The organism is Chryseobacterium sp. WG23, from assembly GCF_024586575.1.
Lineage (GTDB): Bacteria > Bacteroidota > Bacteroidia > Flavobacteriales > Weeksellaceae > Chryseobacterium.
The window spans coordinates 117004-137765 of the sequence record NZ_JALCZE010000004.1; the positions used below are offsets into that span (position 1 = coordinate 117004).

The window sequence follows — 20762 nt, forward strand, 5'->3', positions numbered from 1 at the left end:
TCTTTATTTTCGGTGTTCCAAATACCACTCAACAGCCTTTCGTTCTTCTCTCTTGATAAACGGATCTTTTCCTTCATTATAATCATTCCCGTCATACCATTCTTTTTCACTCAAATATTCTTTTAGTTGCTGATATTCATTTTTCACTTCAGGATGGGTCCGTAAGTAATCCCGAAATGCAATATGACGAAGCCAATGTTCAGAAGAAGTGGGAATTACATGAATATGGGCGATACGAAGCTTATGATCGTGAATTCCTTCAGGAATTTCATCTCCTGCTTCAATAATTTCCGGAAATCCTAAATGCTGAGGCTGATCTGTAAGCTTTATAAAAAAACGGCGGTATGGCATATCCTCGTTATACTTCCGGTAATAAACATAATCCTGTCCCTGTAATAAAGGAGGAACCTTATCCAGTTCTTCTTCATTTTTCACCCCAATCATAATGTCTATCACAGGTTTTGCAGATAAACCTTCCACTGATGTACTTCCGATATGTTCAATGTGTGGGTTCAAAAAACCGATGCTGTTTTTCAATTCATTTTTAATCGTTTCAAATTGCTTTTTCCACAAAGGATTGTATTTTTCAAAAGTAATTTTCATAGGATATCCGGTTATATACAAATATATAAAAAATCAAACAATCCCTTTAAAATTAAGCCTTTTAAGATTTCCAGAAGTAAATAAAATAATAATACCTCTGAAAAATCAGAGGTACTATTGAAAATATGTAAAATGTGATTAATCCGGCCAATTGGCAAAAAGTTCGTCCATATATATACTGGTAGGATTGGAATAACTGGTCTTTATTTTATCTCTCCACTGATACCAGTTTCTAGACCCTTTAAGCGCCTGTTCCAGCTGTGAAGCCGTATATCCGGTAACTCTGTCTGCAGGGTATCCTACTCCAAACATAACATTCTGATTATTTCCGTCAATCATATCATATCCGCCTGATGTATAATGATTTTCAGCACTAATGGTACGGTTCTGGAAGTTATTGGAACCTGTAGATCTGTAAACCGCATATCCTCTTATCCTTTTATATCTTTCTAAGGTCATCAAAGTTTCCACAGTAGTTGGCCAGCTTTCAAGAAGTCTTCGGTTTCGGTTTTTGACCGCAGAATTGGAAGACAGGAAGGAATCCTGGCAAATGTCATTATACGCCGATCTGTCTATAATTGAATGCAGGGCGTGGCTCAATTCATGGATGGTTGTTCCGTACACCATATCGGATAATCTTCCATATGCTTTAATATGGACCTGGGCTGATAAACCAAAAGTAAGTTCACTTCTGATGTGAGAATAAGAAGAAGGTACTCCCCACGGTGCTGATTTACGGGCTGCAATCTTTATCTGGCTCTGTCTTCCGAAATTATAGATATGGTTATTCATAGGTGGAGAAGTCAGTCCAAATCTATACCCATAATAGAAATCATGTGCCGCCTGGTGTATCAGAGCGTGATACTCATCTTCTCCTCCATCGATAACAGGATACCATGCCTGCTGTTTTACATTAGGCCCTTTCATTTCTGCCTGGAAAATAGATCCGTTTCTCACACTATAATTATATCTTTCCCACTGGATAACATATTTTGCTTTTCCACGTACTGAGGAAGTGGAGAAATAGCCGTTCCCGTCTGTGATTCCCTGAGCTACAGTAAACCACTGCCTCATCAATACCTGTGCTCCGGTTACCGGTACCACATCTAAAATATCATCTTTTACCTGAATTCTTCCGCTCGGATACCATTTTTTTCCAAATATCCATTTTGCTTGTGGAGTAGAATCATCGGTAAGCAGATCTGATTCATTCCCTGTAAGTTCATAGGCCAGGTATAAAAGGTTATTAAACAGATCTGTTTTATTGGCTAATTTTCCGGTAACTTCATATCTTTCTATATCATCAATATCGGAAAAATAAGGATCCTGTTCAGGGATATACAGTTCACTCAGGACTTCATGCTCAACTGCAGGAAGGTTTTTTCCTACGGGAACTGCAGTATAATAAACAGGAATAGAGTCTCTGTCTGGAGCTCTGTTTTCCAGGAATCCATCTGCATATTCAGCATCTAATCTGTAATCGAAGTAATGAATGGTAGAATCCTGCTTCAGCAATCCTACTTCATCTTCATTTTTAGGGTTGAATTTAAGGTAAAGATGGGAAGGGCGTACTTCGAATCCTGCGGTTTGTTTTGGGTTTTTAACTCTTAGCTGTTCAAGAGCAATTTTCATGGTTTCAACAGAATAAGGGTTTTTCAAAAGGATAGAATCCCCGGAAAATGAACGGGCATAAGCGTTAATGTTATTTTGCTCTAAGGCTGCTTCATTTTGCATTTCAGTTGATTCATCTTTACAAGAATACTGAAAGGAAAGTAATAAGGCCCCAAAAGCAAATAGCAATATCTGCCCAAATTTAAATGTGGTGCGTGTTTTCATTGTAAGTTATTAGTTTTTTACGCCTTAAAAGTAGGATAAAAATTAAAAATACAATACACTTTTAGAATAATTAATCGTTAATTTGTAAATATTCTTTATACGTTCATCCAATCATCTTAAAAAAATTAAAAAATTCATTATTTTTCTTCATAATAATACCTCCGAAAAATCAGAGGTACTATTGAAAATATGTAGATGTGTTTTCTCTGGACTATTCTTTAATCAGTTTTTCATAAGACAGACTTCCGTCTTTCAATAGAATTTCAAAATAATATATTCCTGACTTCAGATCTTCAATGCTAATGGTTTCTTTATCCGGTTTTACAGATTTTATCTTTCTTCCTGCTGCTTCATAAATATCAATAGATTTTATACGGTCAACGTTTTTGAAACTAACTGTTTGCCTAGCAGGATTCGGATAAAGGCTTACTTTCTTAGTTTCGGTAACTGCCTCACTGGTTGATAAATTGCTTGCCGTCATTGTTAACGTTGCATATCCTCTGTTAGAAGAACTATGTTGAGATATTGCTGTGCTTCCTCCTCTAGCAAAAAATATATCCAGAGAGCCTGCTGCATTTGGGATTACAAAATCACCGGCACTTCCGGATAAACTTCTGGTCGCAATAACAGTCCGGGTAGTTCCTGAAACAGTGTTGGAAACAAGAGTCCAATCCTGAACAGCATCTACACTAGGGAATGCCCCTATACCATTAAAACTATAATCAAGGTTTGAGCTGCTGTTATAAATAAATCCGTCTGCACCGGCTTCCATTCCGGAATCACCGGCACCTATTCCCAGATAGGAAGTACTGTTTCCGGTAAGTGTCAAGGTTGCCAATGTGGGTGAAGTTTCGAGTTTCACGGTCATTCCAGTTGCCCCAAGACTTACAACGCCTGAGGAAAACTGGGCCCATGCGAAATTGGCAAGAGCCATACTTAAGGTGAGTAAAAGTTTTTTCATATCAATTTTTTAAGAGGTTAATAATGTCTTTTTTATCTGTTTTTAATGCATATTCAAATGGGGTCATTCCCATTGAATCTTTTTTTGTTTTATCTGCATTGTACTTCAACAGCAGCTCTACCAGTTCTTTATTACCAAACTTCACAGCCCAGAATAAAGGTGTATATCCTGTGGTGTCGGCGATATTAGGATCAGCATTTTTCTTTAATAAATGCTCTACCAACTCTTTATTATATTTCACCGAAAGCCCGGATAAGGCTGTCCCTTCGTCACTTTTATAATTCACATCTTTTACGTGATCAATCAGAAATTTAGCCACCTCTACATTTCCTCTGTAACAGGCCAAAATAAGTGGCGAAAATCCATTTTCGTTGGTTTGATTGATCACATCCGGATTTTGTTTCATCAGCTCCTGTACTTCTGTGACAGTTCCACTTCTTGCAATATCAAATATTGACTTTACTTTTTCCTGAGCCACCAGGAATGAGCTCAGGAAGACCGTTAGTAATAAGATCAGATTTCTCATTGTTTTATCAATATATAGTTGTATTCAACATTTACACTTTCTGCAATTTTCTTTGTCACCATCTTAGGGATTGTCACTTTATAGTCTGCGGGTCTGGCTACAAAATTTCCCTGCATATAGATTTTACCGTCTTTAGTATAGATAGTAGCTGTAGAAGCCACCGCTTTATCTACCCCATGAAAATTAAGGCTTCCCTGAACTGTATATTTCTGTGGACTGGCAGTCAGTTTTGTTTTATCAAAACCGATAATTTTTCCTTTGAAAGTGGTCTTTGGATACTTGGCTGTTTCTGCATAGCTTTCATTAAAGTGCTCTTCCATTAATTTTGTTTTAAAATGAAAGTTTTTAACGGCTGAAACCGATGCCATTTCCCCACTGTCAGCATTTAAGACAACCAGGTTATTCTCATCCAGGGCATACACATCTTCAAATAATGGTACTGAAGCTTCAAAAGTCACCTTACCTGTTTTAGAGCTGTATTTCTGTGCTGAAGCGTATCCGGTAAAAAGCAGTGATGCGCTGATTAATATTATTTTTTTCATATCAAATTTTTTAATTTTCAGTTAATCCATCAGCTTTCCATTTGATGAAAATATTAATTTGTGTTGCCGACAGGGATCCTCCTTTAGGCATTTTTTCAGGGTCGCCGTTTGGCCTTTGGATCCGGTCCAGGATTCCATCTATGTTATTCTTTGCCTGATCGTAGGTTGTTAAAGGTTTAAAACTGCCTGCAGAATGACAACCAATACAGTTGTTGTCTATAATCGGTTTTACATCTGCGGTATATTTTATCGGCATCGTAATAGGGGTATTATCTGAAATCTCTTCATAGGTCCTGCTATCACAGGAATTCAGTATTCCCACTGATGAAAGGATCACGAGGTATGTTAACTTTCTCATATTAAAAAACTCTATAAAGATTAAACCCAAAGAAAATATGTCCTTTCCCCCATTCACCTGATGCATTGGTAAGATATCCTATATCTGAATTAATCTGGGAGTTCGAGAATAAAAGCTGGAACACATGTCCCCCGGTTTCTATATCCACTCCTAAAGAAAGAGGGTTTTTATAGAAACTGTGATTGTCAAAATTCACAAAATATTCTGCATTTACAGAAACTCTCTTTGAAATTTTATAACGTCCGCCTAATCCTGCTAAAAATTGGTTTTTATCTTCATTTTTAGGCTCATACAGATTCTTATGAACATATGAAGGAGTAAGCTGCAGTGAAAGTTTATCATTAAACCTTCTCGAAATTAAAGCCTGGGTAAGATAAGAAAGTCTGTCGTTGAATTTAAGAAACGGATAGCTGTCCGTACTGAGATCCGTATTTACACCCATCACATTATACCCAACAATATCTACCGGAAAATGATCATTCTGTCTTATCAGCCTGTATTTCACAGCACCTTCAAAGGTTTTCATATTCGTTTCCCTTGATAAACTGACAGAAACGGCATCATTAATACCATAAATTACGCCTAATTTTGTGGAGGCGTTATCCAGTCCAAAAAAGTTTTTAAATCCTGTGCTTACATCACCAAATCTATGGGCAACAATAATGTACCATTCTTTTTTGGCGGCAAGCTTTGTAGATTGTCCTGTAACAATCTGTAGTGCTTTGAAAGCAGGTTGTGAAAATTCCGTATCGGTTTTAATAGTATCAATATCTTTCAACAGATCTTCCTGTGCAAAGGCAAAACCTGATGAAAATACTGACAAAAATAAGAGAGCTTTTGTCATATACAATTTGAATTAAATTATCATATGACAAACTTATCAAGTTCTCAATTCAAAATTATGTGATAAAAGTCACCAAAGGCATTGTTTTTATCAATCATAAAACAAAACTTTTGAAACATTATAAATTAGATTAATCTAACATTTTCATTTACAGTGACTTTGATTCCTTCTTTGGTCTGCACAATCTCGCCGTCACTTTCTATTTTTTTTAGTACCCTACTTACCACTTCTCTGGAAGTACCGAGACTGCTGGCAATTTCACGGTGGGTAATTTTCAAGGGACTTTTCCCTGTACTGATGATCTGCTGTTTAATATAATTTAATACTCTTTTATCAAGTCTATGGAAAACAGCATCATTAACCATATTCATGACTTCTGAAAAGCGCCTGTCATATTCACGATAAAATAATTTATTGATCTCCGGAAACCTGATCAGCCAGTCGTGCATTACAGAAACAGGAATCAGTAAGGCTTCTGATTCTTCTTCAGCAACGGCAAATACGCGGCTTACATAGTCTGTAAAAATCGAAGAAAAAGTCATCAGACAGCTGTCACTAGACTTAATAAAATAATAGATCAGCTCTCTGCCATCATTAAGGGTAAAAACTTTAATAGAACCTTTTATCAGAAAGGGTACATATTTGTTTTTTTGTCCTTCTCTTATAATTTCTGTTTTTGCTTTTATATCAACAATAACAGCATGCTGCTGGAGTTCGCTCAAAAAAACTTTCCCAAGAAAACCAAATTTATCAAGAATAAACACATTATCTGTCATATCAATTATATCAAAATGTAATATTCAAATATATAAAATTGGATCATTGATATGATGATTCATTACCGTTAAAGTTGTGTTATAAATAGCACGGTATATTTTTACCGGGAATTACTGTTGTATTGCAGGAATAGGATAACAAAAAATCACCACAACTGATGCATGATAAACATTGACTATCCAGCCAGGATAAAAAAATATAACATAAAAAATGCCCCAATTTTCATTGGGGCATCTATTTATTGTAAAAGAAATCTTACGCTTGAACGTTGTTACCTCCTAATACGAAAGGCTCAACTTCTTTGATTTCTCCGAACTGCTGCTCATAGTTAGCGATGTTCTGTTGAAGAGCGTTTAATACTCTCTTAGCATGAAGTGGAGCAAGAATTACTCTTGATCTTACTTTAGCTTGCTGTACCCCCGGCATTAATTGGATGAAATCTACTACGAACTCAGATGGCGAGTGGTTTACTAAAGCTAAATTAGCATAGATACCAGCAGCTACCATTTCGTTTAATTCGATGTTGATGTTTCCGTCTTGTGGATTTTGATTGTTGTCCATTGTTATAAATTATGTTTTTTAAATTCGAAATTTGAGATTGTGAAAATATAAAAATAAATCCAAACCTCAAATTTCAAATCATTAATTTTAGTTAAGGTCTTCGAATTCTTTCTTAGAACCTACAATAACATTCTGATATTCTTTAAGACCTGTACCTGCAGGGATTCTGTGCCCTACAATTACATTTTCTTTAAGACCACTAAGAGCATCTACTTTACCAGCAACAGCCGCTTCATTTAGAACCTTCGTTGTTTCCTGGAATGATGCTGCAGACATGAATGACTTAGTCTGAAGAGCTGCTCTTGTAATACCTTGTAATACAGGTGTTGCTGTAGCAGGAAGAGCTTCTCTTACTTCTACCAACTTTTGGTCTTCACGTCTTAGTTTAGAGTTTTCATCTCTTAATTCTCTTGCAGTAATCATCTGACCTGGTCTGAATTCTTTAGAATCTCCAGCCTCTACTACTACTTTAAGACCAAATACTCTATTGTTCTCTTCCAGGAAGTCATATTTATGTTCCAGAGCTCCTTCAAGGAATTGAGTGTCACCTCCATCTACGATAGATACTTTGGTCATCATCTGTCTTACGATAATTTCAAAGTGCTTATCATCAATTTTTACCCCCTGAAGACGGTAAACTTCCTGAATCTCATTTACTAAGTATTCCTGAACCGCAGTTGGGCCCTTGATTCTTAAGATATCATCCGGTGTGATAGAACCGTCAGATAATGGAGAACCAGCTCTTACGAAGTCATTCTCCTGAACCAGGATCTGGTTAGAAAGTTTTACCAGGTAAATTTTTCTTTCGCCAGTTTTAGCTTCTACGATCAATTCTCGGTTACCTCTCTTAATTTTTCCGTAAGAAACTACCCCGTCGATTTCAGTAACAACCGCTGGGTTTGAAGGGTTTCTTGCTTCGAATAATTCGGTAACTCTCGGAAGACCTCCGGTGATATCCCCTGCTTTTGCAGATTTTCTTGGGATTTTGATTAAGACTTTACCCGCCTTAATTTTTTCACCATCATTTACCATCAAGTGGGCTCCTACCGGTAAGTTGTATGCTCTCTGCTCAACTCCTTTAGAATCTACCACCTTCAATGTAGGTACGGCTTTCTTATTTCTAGATTCAGAGATTACTTTCTCTTCGAATCCTGTTTGTTCGTCAATTTCAAGCTGGAATGAAATACCCTGGATAATATCTTCATATTCTACTTTACCAGAAGTTTCAGCAATGATAACCGCGTTATACGGATCCCATCTACAGATGGTATCTCCTTTCTTCACTTTATCACCTGGTTTTACAGATAATATAGATCCGTAAGGTACGTTAGCAATCATTAATGGAGTTTTAGACTCCGCTGCAACTAATCTGAATTCCGTTGAACGTGAAACTACTACTTCAGCAGTATTACCGTTTTCATCTTCAGAAGTAATTGTTCTTACTTCATCCATTTCAACGATACCATCTCTTCTTGCTACAATAGATGGGTTTTCTGATACGTTTCCTGCAGTACCCCCTTGGTGGAAGGTTCTCAACGTAAGCTGAGTACCCGGTTCCCCAATTGACTGTGCTGCAATTACACCTACCGCTTCACCCATATGGATCACTTTACCTGTTGCCAAGTTTCTACCGTAACATTTCGCACAGATCCCTTTCTTAGCTTCACAAGTTAATGGCGAACGAACCTCAACAGCTTCTAATCCTGCTTCTTCGATTCTTTTTGCCAATTCTTCAATGATTACCTGATCTGCACTAGCAATAAGCTCATCCGTTTCAGGGTCATAGATATTATGAAGAGATACTCTACCTAAGATTCTTTCAGAGATTCTTTCAACGATCTCGTCATTTTTCTTAAGTGCAGTAACTTCTGTTCCTCTAAGTGTTCCACAGTCGTCTTCTGTAACGATAACGTCCTGTGCAACGTCTACCAATCTTCTCGTTAGATAACCAGCATCGGCTGTCTTAAGAGCGGTATCCGCAAGACCCTTACGGGCACCGTGAGTAGAGATAAAGTACTCTAAGATCGAAAGACCTTCCTTAAAGTTGGCAAGGATCGGGTTTTCGATGATCTCCGCACCGGTAGAACCAGCTTTTTGCGGTTTCGCCATCAAACCTCTCATCCCTGATAACTGACGGATCTGTTCTTTAGAACCCCTCGCCCCAGAGTCAAGCATCATATACACAGAGTTGAAACCACCTTGATCGGTTTTCATTCTGCTCATGATCATTTCAGTTAATCCCGCATTGGTGTTAGTCCAAACGTCAATTACCTGGTTATAACGTTCTGTATCTGTAATAAGACCCATGTTATAGTTGGCTCTAATTTCATCTACAGTTTCAATTGAAGTAGCAATCATCTGCTTTTTCTCAACAGGAACTACAATATCCCCTAGTGAGAAAGAAAGACCTCCTTTGAATGCATTTGAATACCCTAAGTCTTTCATGGCATCAAGGAACTTCACCGTAGTTGGGAAATCGGTATCAGCAAGGATCTTACCAATAACGTTTCTCAATGATTTCTTAGTAAGAAGTTCATTGATATATCCTGATTGTTTAGGTACAATCTGGTTGAATAAAATTCTACCTACAGAAGTTTCGATCAATCTTGTTACTATTACTCCGTCTTCTTTAACAGGCAGTCTACATCTTACCTTAGCATTTAAAGAAACTCTACCTTCAGCATAAGCAATTTCTGCTTCCTCAGGAGAATAGAATGCAAGACCTTCACCTTTTACTTTCATATCTTCCGTAGAGCTCAATTCTTTAGTCATGAAATAAAGACCAAGAACCATGTCCTGAGAAGGTACTGTAATTGGAGAACCGTTTGCAGGGTTCAAGATATTCTGAGAACCTAGCATTAATAACTGAGCTTCAAGGATCGCTTCTGGTCCTAACGGTAAGTGTACCGCCATCTGGTCACCATCGAAATCGGCGTTGAATGCTGTTGTTACTAACGGGTGTAGCTGGATTGCCTTACCTTCGATCATCTTAGGTTGGAAAGCCTGAATACCCAGTCTGTGAAGCGTAGGTGCTCTGTTCAGTAGAACAGGGTGACCTTTCATCACGTTTTCAAGGATATCATACACTACAGGTTCTTTTCTGTCGATAATTCTCTTTGCAGATTTTACAGTTTTTACAATTCCTCTTTCAATTAGTTTTCTAATGATAAACGGTTTGTAAAGTTCAGCTGCCATATCTTTAGGAATACCACATTCGTGAAGCTGTAAGTTTGGACCTACAACAATTACCGAACGCGCAGAGTAGTCAACCCTTTTCCCTAGTAAGTTCTGACGGAAACGACCTTGTTTACCTTTCAATGAATCAGAAAGTGATTTCAATGGTCTGTTTGATTCAGATTTTACGGCAGAAGATTTTCTTGTGTTATCGAATAATGAATCTACTGATTCCTGAAGCATACGCTTCTCGTTTCTCAAGATTACTTCAGGAGCTTTAATCTCCAATAATCTCTTCAAACGGTTATTTCTGATAATAACTCTTCTATAAAGGTCATTAAGGTCAGAAGTAGCGAAACGTCCTCCATCCAACGGAACTAATGGTCTTAGTTCTGGTGGTATAACAGGAAGCACACGCATAATCATCCACTCTGGTCTGTTGATCATTCTTGTATTGGCACCTCTCAATGCTTCTACAACGTTCAATCTTTTCAGGGCTTCAGTTCTTCTTTGCTTAGAACCTTCGTTGTGAGCTTTGTGTCTTAAGTCAAAAGATAATGCATCAAGATCAATTCTCTTTAATAGATCTTCCACAGCTTCAGCACCCATTCTGGCGATGAATTTGTTTGGATCAGAATCATCAAGATACTGGTTTTCTACAGGAAGAGTTTCCATGATGTCAAGGTACTCTTCTTCTGTTAAGAATTCCATATTTTCAAAATCAGAACCATCTAATTTTTTGGCAATACCCTGTTGGATCACTACATATCTTTCGTAGTAGATGATCATATCTAATTTCTTAGAAGGGATTCCCAGAAGGTATCCTATTTTGTTTGGTAATGAACGGAAGTACCAGATGTGAGCAATAGGAACAACCAAACCGATATGTCCGATTCTTTCTCTTCTTACTTTTTTCTCGGTAACTTCTACACCACAACGGTCACAAACGATCCCTTTGTAACGAATTCTCTTATATTTACCACAAGCACATTCGTAATCCTTTACAGGACCAAAGATTTTCTCACAGAATAATCCGTCTCTTTCAGGTTTGTGAGTTCTGTAGTTAATAGTTTCTGGCTTTAAAACCTCTCCTCTTGAGTCCTGTAAAATAGACTCCGGTGAAGCTAAACCAATGGTTATTTTATTAAATCTACTTGTTTTATTTTTATTTGACATAATTTAATTTTTGATTAAAAGATTTAAAGATTGAAAGATTTAAAATTACTTTCGCTCTTATCATCTCAGAGTTAATTAATGTTTTAATTTTTTAATAATTAAATCTTTTAATTACTCCTCCAATCTTACATCAAGTCCAAGTCCTTGTAACTCGTGAAGTAATACATTGAATGATTCCGGAATACCTGGTTCAGGCATAGATTCACCTTTTGCAATTGCTTCATAAGTTTTTGCTCTACCAATCACGTCATCCGACTTCACAGTTAAGATTTCTCTTAGAATATTTGATGCTCCGAATGCTTCAAGAGCCCAAACCTCCATCTCTCCAAATCTCTGTCCACCGAACTGAGCTTTACCTCCTAACGGCTGCTGAGTAATCAATGAGTAAGGACCAATAGAACGTGCGTGCATCTTATCATCAACCATGTGTCCTAGTTTCAGCATGTAGATAATACCTACAGTAGCCGGCTGAGTAAATCTTTCTCCGGTACCCCCATCATAAAGGTGAGTGTTACCAAATTTAGGAAGACCTGCCTTTTCTGTATATTCAGTAATCTGGTCAAGAGTTGCTCCATCAAAGATTGGTGTAGCGAACTTCATTCCTAATTTCTGACCTGCCCATCCAAGAACTGTTTCATAGATCTGACCGATGTTCATACGAGAAGGTACCCCTAGTGGATTCAATACGATATCTACCGGTGTTCCGTCTTCAAGGAATGGCATATCTTCTTCACGAACGATTCTTGAAACGATACCTTTGTTACCGTGACGTCCTGCCATTTTATCTCCTACATTCAGTTTACGTTTCTTAGCGATGTAAACTTTAGCCAACTTCATGATCCCTGCCGGAAGCTCATCTCCGATTGAAATAGCAAATTTCTCACGGTTTTTAACTCCCTGAATGTCGTTAAATTTGATTTTGTAATTGTGAATCAATTGTTTGATCAATTCATTTTTATCAGCGTCTACTGTCCAGTCTGAACCGCTAACGTTTACATAATCTTCAACTGAAGTCAATAATTTGTGAGTAAATTTCACACCTTTACCGATAATTTCTTCATCAAGGTCATTTTGTACCCCTTGAGAAGTTTTACCGCTTACCAGTGTATTTAATTTTTCAATTAAAGTATTTCTCAGCTCGTCAAACTTAGCCTTGTAAGTGTTTTCAATCTCTTCAAGTTTAAGTTTTTCTTCAGTTCTTTTCTTTTTGTCTTTAATGTTTCTTGAGAACAATTTCTTGTTGATCACCACCCCTCTTAATGAAGAATCGGCTTTTAATGATGCATCTTTTACATCACCAGCTTTATCACCAAAGATTGCTCTAAGAAGTTTTTCTTCAGGAGTCGGGTCAGATTCACCTTTTGGAGTAATTTTACCAATCATGATATCTCCAGGCTTCACTTCAGCACCGATTCTGATCATACCGTTCTCGTCAAGATCTTTAGTAGCTTCTTCAGAAACGTTTGGAATATCTGCCGTAAGCTCTTCCATACCTAATTTGGTATCACGAACTTCAAGAGAATATTCATCTACGTGGATTGACGTAAACCAGTCTTCACGTACCACTTTTTCGTTGATTACAATTGCATCCTCAAAGTTGTACCCTTTCCAAGGCATGAACGCTACCACTAAGTTTCTACCAAGAGCTAATTCTCCTTTTTCAGTAGCATAACCGTCACAAAGTACCTGTCCTTTTTCCACTACATCACCTACTCTTACGTTTGGTCTTAGGGTAATTGTTGTACTCTGGTTAGTTTTTCTAAACTTAGTAAGGTTGTATGTTTTAGTAGCAGACTCGAATTGTACTAAATCTTCGTCATCGCTTCTTTCATATTTAATAGTGATCTTGTCAGCATCCACATACTCTACAGTACCTGTACCTTCTGCATTGATCAAAATTCTTGAATCTTTCGCAACTTGTTGTTCCAGACCTGTACCTACGATTGGTGCTTGTGGCTTCAATAGAGGAACTGCCTGACGCATCATGTTGGATCCCATCAGCGCACGGTTCGCATCATCATGCTCCAGGAATGGAATTAATGAAGCAGAAATACCAGAGATCTGGTTTGGTGCAACGTCAATAAGGTTTACCTGAGCTGGCTCTACTACAGGATAATCACCATCAAGTCTGGCAATAATTCTGTCTGTTAAGAATTCTCCGTTATCATTCAATTCAACGTTTGCCTGAGCAATTACTTTGTCTTCTTCGTCTTCTGCATTAAGATAGATAGGATCAGCAGTAAGATTAATCTTACTGTCTTCTACTTTTCTGTATGGAGTTTCGATGAAACCTAGTCTGTTGATTTTCGCATAAATACCTAAAGATGAAATCAAACCGATGTTTGGTCCTTCCGGAGTTTCAATCGGACAAATTCTTCCGTAGTGTGTATGGTGAACGTCACGAACCTCGAAACCTGCTCTTTCTCTTGATAAACCACCAGGCCCTAGTGCAGAAAGTCTACGCTTGTGCGTGATTTCTGATAGCGGGTTGGTTTGGTCCATGAACTGAGAAAGCTGGTTGGTACCAAAGAACGAGTTGATTACTGATGTTAATGTCTTAGCATTTACAAGATCAAGTGGAGTAAAGATTTCGTTATCTCTAACGTTCATTCTTTCCTTGATTGTTCTTGCAATTCTTGAAAGACCTACACCGAACTGTCCTGCTAACTGCTCACCAACAGTTTTAATTCTTCTGTTTGATAAGTGGTCAATATCATCCACATCAGTTTTTGAGTTTACTAACTCAATTAAGTGTCTTACAATCGCAATAATATCTTCTTTTGTAAGAACTTCAGTGGTAGTTGGGATGTTCAGACTTAATTTTTTATTCAATCTGTAACGTCCTACTTCACCAAGAGAGTATCTCTGCTCAGAGAAGAATAATTTTTCAATAATTCCTCTTGCTGTTTCCTCATCTGGTGGATCTGCATTTCTTAACTGACGATAGATGTACTCTACTGCTTCTTTTTCAGAGTTAGTAGGGTCTTTCTGTAATGTATTCTGGATAATAGAGAATTCATTGCTGTTTTCTTTGTGGATCAGAATAGATTTCACACCAGCATCCAGGATAAGATCTAAATGTTCTTTTTCAAGGATAGTCTCTCTATCCAAGATGATTTCGTTTCTTTCAATAGAAACTACTTCACCTGTATCTTCGTCTACGAAATCTTCGAACCAAGTGTTCAATACTCTCGCAGCCAATGTTCTCCCTTCTACTTTTTTAAGGGCAGCTTTAGAAACTTTCACTTCTTCAGCAAGGTCAAAGATCTGAAGGATATCCTTATCAGATTCGTAACCGATAGCTCTTAATAAAGTTGTTAATGGTAACTTTTTCTTACGGTCGATATACGCGTACATTACGCTGTTGATATCTGTTGTAAATTCCATCCAAGATCCTTTGAAAGGGATAATTCTTGAATAGTATAGTTTGGTTCCGTTAGCGTGGTAAGTCTGTCCGAAGAATACACCAGGTGAACGGTGAAGCTGCGTAACAATAACTCTCTCAGCACCATTGATGATGAAAGATCCACTAGGCGTCATATAAGGAACCGGACCTAAATATACATCCTGAACCACTGTTTGGAAATCTTCGTGTTCCGGGTCAGTACAATATAGTTTAAGTCTTGCTTTTAGAGGCACTGAATAAGTCAGACCTCTTTCCACACACTCATCAATTGAATAACGTGGAGAATCTACCAGATAGTCAAGGAATTCCAATACGAATTGATTTCTAGAATCGGTAATTGGAAAATTCTCCTGGAAGGTCTTGTAAAGAGCTTCAGTCTTTCTGGCTTCAGGAAGTGTATCAAGCTGGAAAAATTCTCTAAAAGACTCGATTTGGATATCCAAAAAGTCTGGAGTGATGATTTTTCCTTTCGCTGATGAGAAGTTAATTCTCGGATTTCCTTGAGTTGTTGATTTTGTTTTACTCATAAAACTTTTAAGAAAGGGTTAAAAAATATTTTGATTTATTAAAAAATATCAGAAGAGAGTAAAGAGAAAAGAAGTAAGAGAAAAGAAAAAGTAAGAAAATTTTGGCGCAATCATCGGTCTTTGTTCTTTATTCTTTATCTTAAAGTCTTCAATCTGACTTCTAACTGCAACGCTGGTATATCTTTTCACAGCGTAATGCAAAATATTTTTATTACTTTTGAGGCTGTATTACCGCAGTATCTACAAATACGAAATCCCTTCCATGATTATACATTGAAAGAGCTGATTTTTAGTATTTTATAAATTTACAAACAATTTTTAGCGCCAAAAGAGGGGCAAAGATACAAAAACTTATCCACAATTACAAATAATCTACCTCATTTTGAGGACATTAAAATAAAAAGGCTGCCCATTTCTGAGCAGCCTTTATAAACACTAGATTTCTTATAATTATTTCACAATAACTTTATAAGATTTTACCGTTGATTTAGTTTCTATCTTAATAATATAAATTCCCGTAGGTAATGCAGCAGTATCAATACCGTTACGGGCAGAGAATTTACCGGATTTCACAGCCTTTCCTTCTGCTGAGAATAAAGTGTAAGTTCCTTCTTCTGCCGCTGTAACCATAAGGCTTTCACCAGCTTTTACCGGGTTAGGGTATACTTTAATATCATGGGCAACCTCTGCTACATCTGAAGCTCCTGTACTTTTTGCGTTCATTGATGCATCTTTCAACAATGAAGCATATGGAGAAAGTGGAGAATCAGGTGCACCTCTCTTTACAAGGTCTGTATCTACAACAGCCTGAATACCGTCTCTGTCTTTATCATCAATTGTAGAAATGAATCCACCACCCAGGGTATCAAGATTTCCTTTTCCTATCTGGTACAGATCGAGATCCGAACCGTTGGAAATCAGGTCCAGGAAGTCCGGCAAGCCATCTCCATCGGTATTCCTAAGAGGATATTTTAAAGTTCCTGAATCAGGATAAGTTTCCAATACATCTGCCAAACCATTATTTCCTACTGCAACACCACTATCAATAACACCATTATGATCTGCATCAATCTGATTGATTACTGATGTTGGAATACCTGATTCAAATAGATCCAACACTCCGTCATTATCAGAATCCAGATCACGATAATTCGGAACACTGTCTCCCAATATAGATGTAATTAAAATATCACCTTCCGCATCATCATCTTCAAATTTACCGTTGGCATCAAAGTTTTCTGTTGAGTCAGGAATACCGTCATTGTCAGAATCAAAATCACAAGCATCAACAATACCGTCACCATCAGTATCCAATGTTGGAGACTTATCATTAACCACTGTACATCCTTCTGCACAATCAGGAATACCGTTACCATTGCTATCTATACTGTCATCTCCTCCGGGACATCTGTCAAAACAGTTTGGAATTCCGTCATTATCATCATCTTTGCTGGCAAAAGCATTATAGATATAATAGCTCTGAGGAATACGAACAGCTGTTCCGCTATTAAAGGTAATCTTCATACGGTTGAAAGGTTTCGTAGCCTTGCCTCCTACATAGAACTTGTTAGAGTTTGTAGTAAAGAAGTTTCCACTGATAAGGCTTCCTGAACTTGTAAAAGTATTGGTTACCGTATTTCCGTTATAGAGGGTCACTGTAATGCTTTCAAGTACACTTACTCCCAGAAGGTTTCCTGCTTTTTCTACCGTAAATCCAGCTACCGTATTAGCAGGAAGCATCGCATTACTGCTTACTGTGGCAAATGCAGAGAAAATACTGAAGATAGATGCAGCAGGCACTGTTGCCGTAGCATAATTGGCAGGATTGTTATCTACAATCGCTTCAGGATTTGTCATTTTAGCCAGAATAAGACCTAGAAAACCAGGTCCGGAAGTCCAGCTTCCTCCTGTCACCAGATTTCCCGGTATTGCAGAGCCGCTTGTCTGAATTTTATCATCACATTCACAAGACATTGGTTCTTCGAATGCGTAATATACTTTAAGTGCTCCCAGGTTAAACCCTACAGTCTGGGTAATTTTCAAACGAACTTCATTGAAAGGTTTGGTAGTGGTAAGAGTTACCTTTTGCTTACCGGAACCATAGCCCAGCACTTTAATATTGATTAGCCCGCCTCCGTCTGATAACTGTTTTGAATCCTGAAGCTGGCCAAATAAATAAGTTTCTATGGTAATATTTTTCAAAAACTCAGCACTCAACAGTTTACCCTGATCGTCGGGCTCTATTACAAATCCGGTCCTGTTGCCTGCAGGATACACCTGATTTTTATCCAAAACCCCTACTGAATAGGATCCTAACAATCCTATCGGAAGAACTACTTTCCCGAAAGAGTTTTTATTTCCGTCTCCAATATTTTCTTTATTCTGAACGTAAGAAAGCGGAGCAAGGAAACTGCTGCTTCCGGATATGTTTCCATCAACACCACTTCCTGCAATAATATCATCACAAATACCATTGTTATCTGTTGGTACCTTGGCCGGATCAAATGCAAATGCATAATACACATTCATCGCACTGAATACGGAAAGAACATTCGTCTGATACAATCTTACTTCATCAAACTCTTTTGAAGTCTTAAAGTGTAAGAATATTCTGTTCTTGCTACCCCCGAATGCAGGCACTGATAAAAGCGTACTGTTTGTAGTCGTTTCCTGAATAACACCATTTTTATAGGTACTGATTCTTAACGAGCTTAACAGATCAATCGTAATAAAGCTTGTTCCAAGGTCTACATTAAAACCGGTAATATATCCTGCCGGATATGATGTATTCTTGTTTTTAACAGATATCCCATTTCCACTTAGTAAGGAAGCGAAATTTCCCATATTTACACTGTTATCCAGACTGGCATCCACCACAGGATTCATGCTTCCGTTGTAACATGCCAGGCAAATCCCTGAGTTGTTTACAGGTTTTGCTTCAACTCCCATCCCTCGGATAGGTTCATAGCCTTGCTGCGCAAATACTGCTACAGACAGCACCAGCGTCATAAGCATTGCAGCTAATTTCTCGAATAATTTTTTGGTCATTTTTTAATTTTTTAAAGATTTTGTGTTTATTTTTATTTAATAGAAAGCTTTCCATGTAGTTCCGTTACAGCCTTCGTGTACTTTAGCCGTGGCATTATAGCGGATTGCCCCTTCTTCAGCAGCCGTACATGAAGCAGTAGCTCCAGCAATTCCCTTTATCTGAATAGCAGCACCGGAAGCCGTATCAGCAGTAGGAATCATGTTAATCCCTACGATTGCATTCGTAGCATTTCCGATATTAAAAAAGGCATGCACTTTATTAGCATATACCGATTGTCCTGCCAATGCCTTTCCTGTAAATCCTATAGCCATCGATTGACCACCCGAAACATTATTTGCTGATCCTATGGCAACAGTGTTGGACGCTGCCGTATTTCCACCACCTATAGCAATTCCTCCATCATTGGTGTTATTATTTCCAAGTGTCAATCCTATAATTCCTGTTACTGTATTTCCATTTCCAAAGACTAAATTATTGGCTCCGGATGCATTATTGGTATTCCCTATTATTTTGGCGCCATTACTAGCTGTATTCCCTAATCCAATGGCAACAGCAGGAAAATTCCCTTGTGCAGAAACAGTATTATCCTTACCTAAAGCTATATTGGAAGACGTACTGTTTGTCAGTGTATTATTGGACCCCCATGTAAAAGAGGCAAATGGCCCTGTGGCAGTATTAGAATTTCCACCGCGTAGAGTTCCATTCAGGTCCAGAATTCCTTTGACATTTTTCTGGGTTGCCAGTACCAAATTCTTCCCATCGCTTGTCCCTAAATAGCTTCCGGTAGAAATATCTGTTCCTAAAGCAGCTGTGGCAGGTGTAGTCCCGGCATTTCCAACCGTACGCCAGTCTGTACCTAAGTTCCCCCATTTTGTTCCGTCAAAATAATAATAACCAGGGGATACAACCTCTGCAGTCTGTCCGGTAGGAGCAGCTTCAGAAACTGTAACGTATACAATAGCTCCGGTTTGGGCTGCTGTATAATTTTTGGCGCTCAGCTGTGTTCCTGTAAGCCTTGGAGCAATAACGCCGTCCAGTTTATTTGTATTTGATGGAAAGCCCACCACATCAAGTGTAGCCTGAGGTCCACTCGTATTAATCCCTACCTGAGCAGAAAGATAACATCCTGCCGATAAGAGTGCTAGTGTAAGTAATTTGTTTTTCATTCTTTGTTAATCTTTGTTGTTTTTTTGTGTTCGTTTTTTATTATAAAGGCACTTCTTTAGCTTTCTCATTTAAAAGTGCAAATGAAACAGTATTATAATTCCCTAAGGACCGTAAAAATTTTTATGAAATATTATTGTACAAAAAGAGTGGCCAGTTTATCCGGAATTTTAATAATAAACTTAAAACCATCGATCAGTTTAAAAGAATTGACGTAAAATCTTTTAATCTTTTCAAATATAAGTAGGGTACTTTCAAAACACTCTACATACTGTATCCTTGTTTTCCAGACAGAAATAAGCTCAAAACCATTTATAGCAAAAGAAATAGAGTCTTTATCCCTGGGAATGGGAAAATTACATTGTAAAGTATGGTTATAAAATCTACCCTTATCAGCCTGCAGGATATTTGTATCCTCAATTGATTTCTGTAAATAGGTAACGGCTATACGAGAATGTAAATCAGTAGTATTTACACCTGTATAATGCAGCAATTCAGAATTGCTTACTGCGGCAGATATAAAGCCGGTATTTAATTTTCCTATAGTCGACAGCAGCAAAAGAAATGCGATGTGACTATATGAAAGAAAATAATTTCGATCCAATAGTGTTGTGTTTTTTCCTTGATGCAAATATAGTATTTTTTCAATAAAAACAATCTTTTAATGATAAAATTATATAAAAATTATCATTAATTAAAGATTAATATTAATACATTATGTTAATTATTATTAAATTGATAATAATAATTAAATATTATAGAATTTAAGATAATAAAATCTCAATACATTTATAAACTAAATGGTTAAACAGGTGATTATCAGGCAACAAAAAAGCCCGGGCAAATGCCCGGGCTTCTATATTTATAATACAATTGAAAATTATTTCAATTCTACTTCAGCACCAGCTTCTTCTAATTGCTTCTTAAGAGCTTCAGCTTCGTCTTTAGAAACTCCTTGCTTAATTGCAGCTGGAGCACCATCTACGATATCTTTAGCTTCTTTAAGACCAGCACCAGTTAAATCTTTTACCAATTTAACGATAGCTAATTTAGAAGCACCTGCAGACTTAAGAATTACGTCGAATTCAGTTTTTTCTTCAGCAGCTTCTCCACCACCTGCAGCAACTACTACAGCAGCAGCAGCTGGCTCAATTCCGTACTCATCCTTAAGGATAGTAGCTAATTCATTTACGTCTTTTACTGTTAAGTTTACTAGCGTTTCAGCTAAATTTTTTAAATCTGACATTGTTGTAATGTT

Annotated in this window: 15 protein-coding genes; all 15 read right to left on the reverse strand. The window is 37.5% G+C overall.

The window, feature by feature from the left end; genetic code table 11:
- Positions 1 to 3: 3 nt before the first annotated feature.
- Positions 4 to 603, reverse strand: a complete 600-nt coding sequence (locus tag MP477_RS07560) for a GrpB family protein (RefSeq protein WP_257189845.1) — start codon at positions 601 to 603, stop codon at positions 4 to 6.
- Positions 604 to 741: 138 nt separating this feature from the next.
- Positions 742 to 2439, reverse strand: a complete 1698-nt coding sequence (locus MP477_RS07565; protein WP_257189846.1) for a hypothetical protein — start codon at positions 2437 to 2439, stop codon at positions 742 to 744.
- Between the two features lie 211 nt (positions 2440 to 2650).
- Positions 2651 to 3400: a T9SS type A sorting domain-containing protein gene (locus tag MP477_RS07570; RefSeq protein WP_257189847.1), complete on the reverse strand. Its 750-nt coding sequence runs from the start codon at positions 3398 to 3400 to the stop codon at positions 2651 to 2653.
- 1 nt (position 3401) lies between these two features.
- Positions 3402 to 3926: an ankyrin repeat domain-containing protein gene (locus MP477_RS07575; RefSeq protein ID WP_230038287.1), complete on the reverse strand. Its 525-nt coding sequence runs from the start codon at positions 3924 to 3926 to the stop codon at positions 3402 to 3404.
- Positions 3923 to 4468, reverse strand: coding sequence for a YceI family protein (locus MP477_RS07580; protein ID WP_230038289.1), 546 nt, complete (start codon positions 4466 to 4468; stop codon positions 3923 to 3925). The genes MP477_RS07575 and MP477_RS07580 overlap by 4 nt, the downstream gene beginning before the upstream one ends.
- A 10-nt stretch (positions 4469 to 4478) precedes the next feature.
- The gene (locus MP477_RS07585) at positions 4479 to 4826 is read right to left on the reverse strand and encodes a hypothetical protein (protein WP_230038291.1); all 348 of its coding nucleotides are present in this window, start codon (positions 4824 to 4826) and stop codon (positions 4479 to 4481) included.
- Position 4827: 1 nt separating this feature from the next.
- On the reverse strand, positions 4828 to 5670 hold the full coding sequence (locus tag MP477_RS07590) for a DUF5777 family beta-barrel protein (protein WP_230038293.1): 843 nt from the start codon (positions 5668 to 5670) through the stop codon (positions 4828 to 4830).
- A gap of 125 nt (positions 5671 to 5795) precedes the next feature.
- On the reverse strand, positions 5796 to 6446 hold the full coding sequence (locus MP477_RS07595; RefSeq protein ID WP_230038295.1) for a Crp/Fnr family transcriptional regulator: 651 nt from the start codon (positions 6444 to 6446) through the stop codon (positions 5796 to 5798).
- Between the two features lie 256 nt (positions 6447 to 6702).
- Positions 6703 to 7008, reverse strand: a complete 306-nt coding sequence (locus MP477_RS07600) for a DUF3467 domain-containing protein (protein WP_002976436.1) — start codon at positions 7006 to 7008, stop codon at positions 6703 to 6705.
- A gap of 87 nt (positions 7009 to 7095) precedes the next feature.
- A complete protein-coding gene (gene rpoC, locus MP477_RS07605; protein WP_230038297.1) occupies positions 7096 to 11358 on the reverse strand; it encodes a DNA-directed RNA polymerase subunit beta' in 4263 nt (1420 codons plus the stop codon).
- Positions 11359 to 11469: 111 nt separating this feature from the next.
- A complete protein-coding gene (rpoB, locus tag MP477_RS07610; RefSeq protein WP_230038299.1) occupies positions 11470 to 15291 on the reverse strand; it encodes a DNA-directed RNA polymerase subunit beta in 3822 nt (1273 codons plus the stop codon).
- 450 nt (positions 15292 to 15741) lie between these two features.
- Positions 15742 to 18339 carry a T9SS type A sorting domain-containing protein gene (locus tag MP477_RS07615; protein WP_257189853.1) on the reverse strand — a complete coding sequence of 866 codons (2598 nt, stop codon included), beginning with the start codon at positions 18337 to 18339 and terminating at the stop codon, positions 15742 to 15744.
- Positions 18340 to 18375: 36 nt separating this feature from the next.
- Positions 18376 to 19506, reverse strand: coding sequence for a hypothetical protein (locus tag MP477_RS07620; RefSeq protein WP_257189858.1), 1131 nt, complete (start codon positions 19504 to 19506; stop codon positions 18376 to 18378).
- Between the two features lie 131 nt (positions 19507 to 19637).
- Positions 19638 to 20108 carry a hypothetical protein gene (locus MP477_RS07625; RefSeq protein ID WP_257189859.1) on the reverse strand — a complete coding sequence of 157 codons (471 nt, stop codon included), beginning with the start codon at positions 20106 to 20108 and terminating at the stop codon, positions 19638 to 19640.
- A 276-nt stretch (positions 20109 to 20384) separates the two neighbouring features.
- Positions 20385 to 20750, reverse strand: coding sequence for a 50S ribosomal protein L7/L12 (rplL, locus tag MP477_RS07630; RefSeq protein ID WP_047493581.1), 366 nt, complete (start codon positions 20748 to 20750; stop codon positions 20385 to 20387).
- Positions 20751 to 20762: the final 12 nt, after the last annotated feature.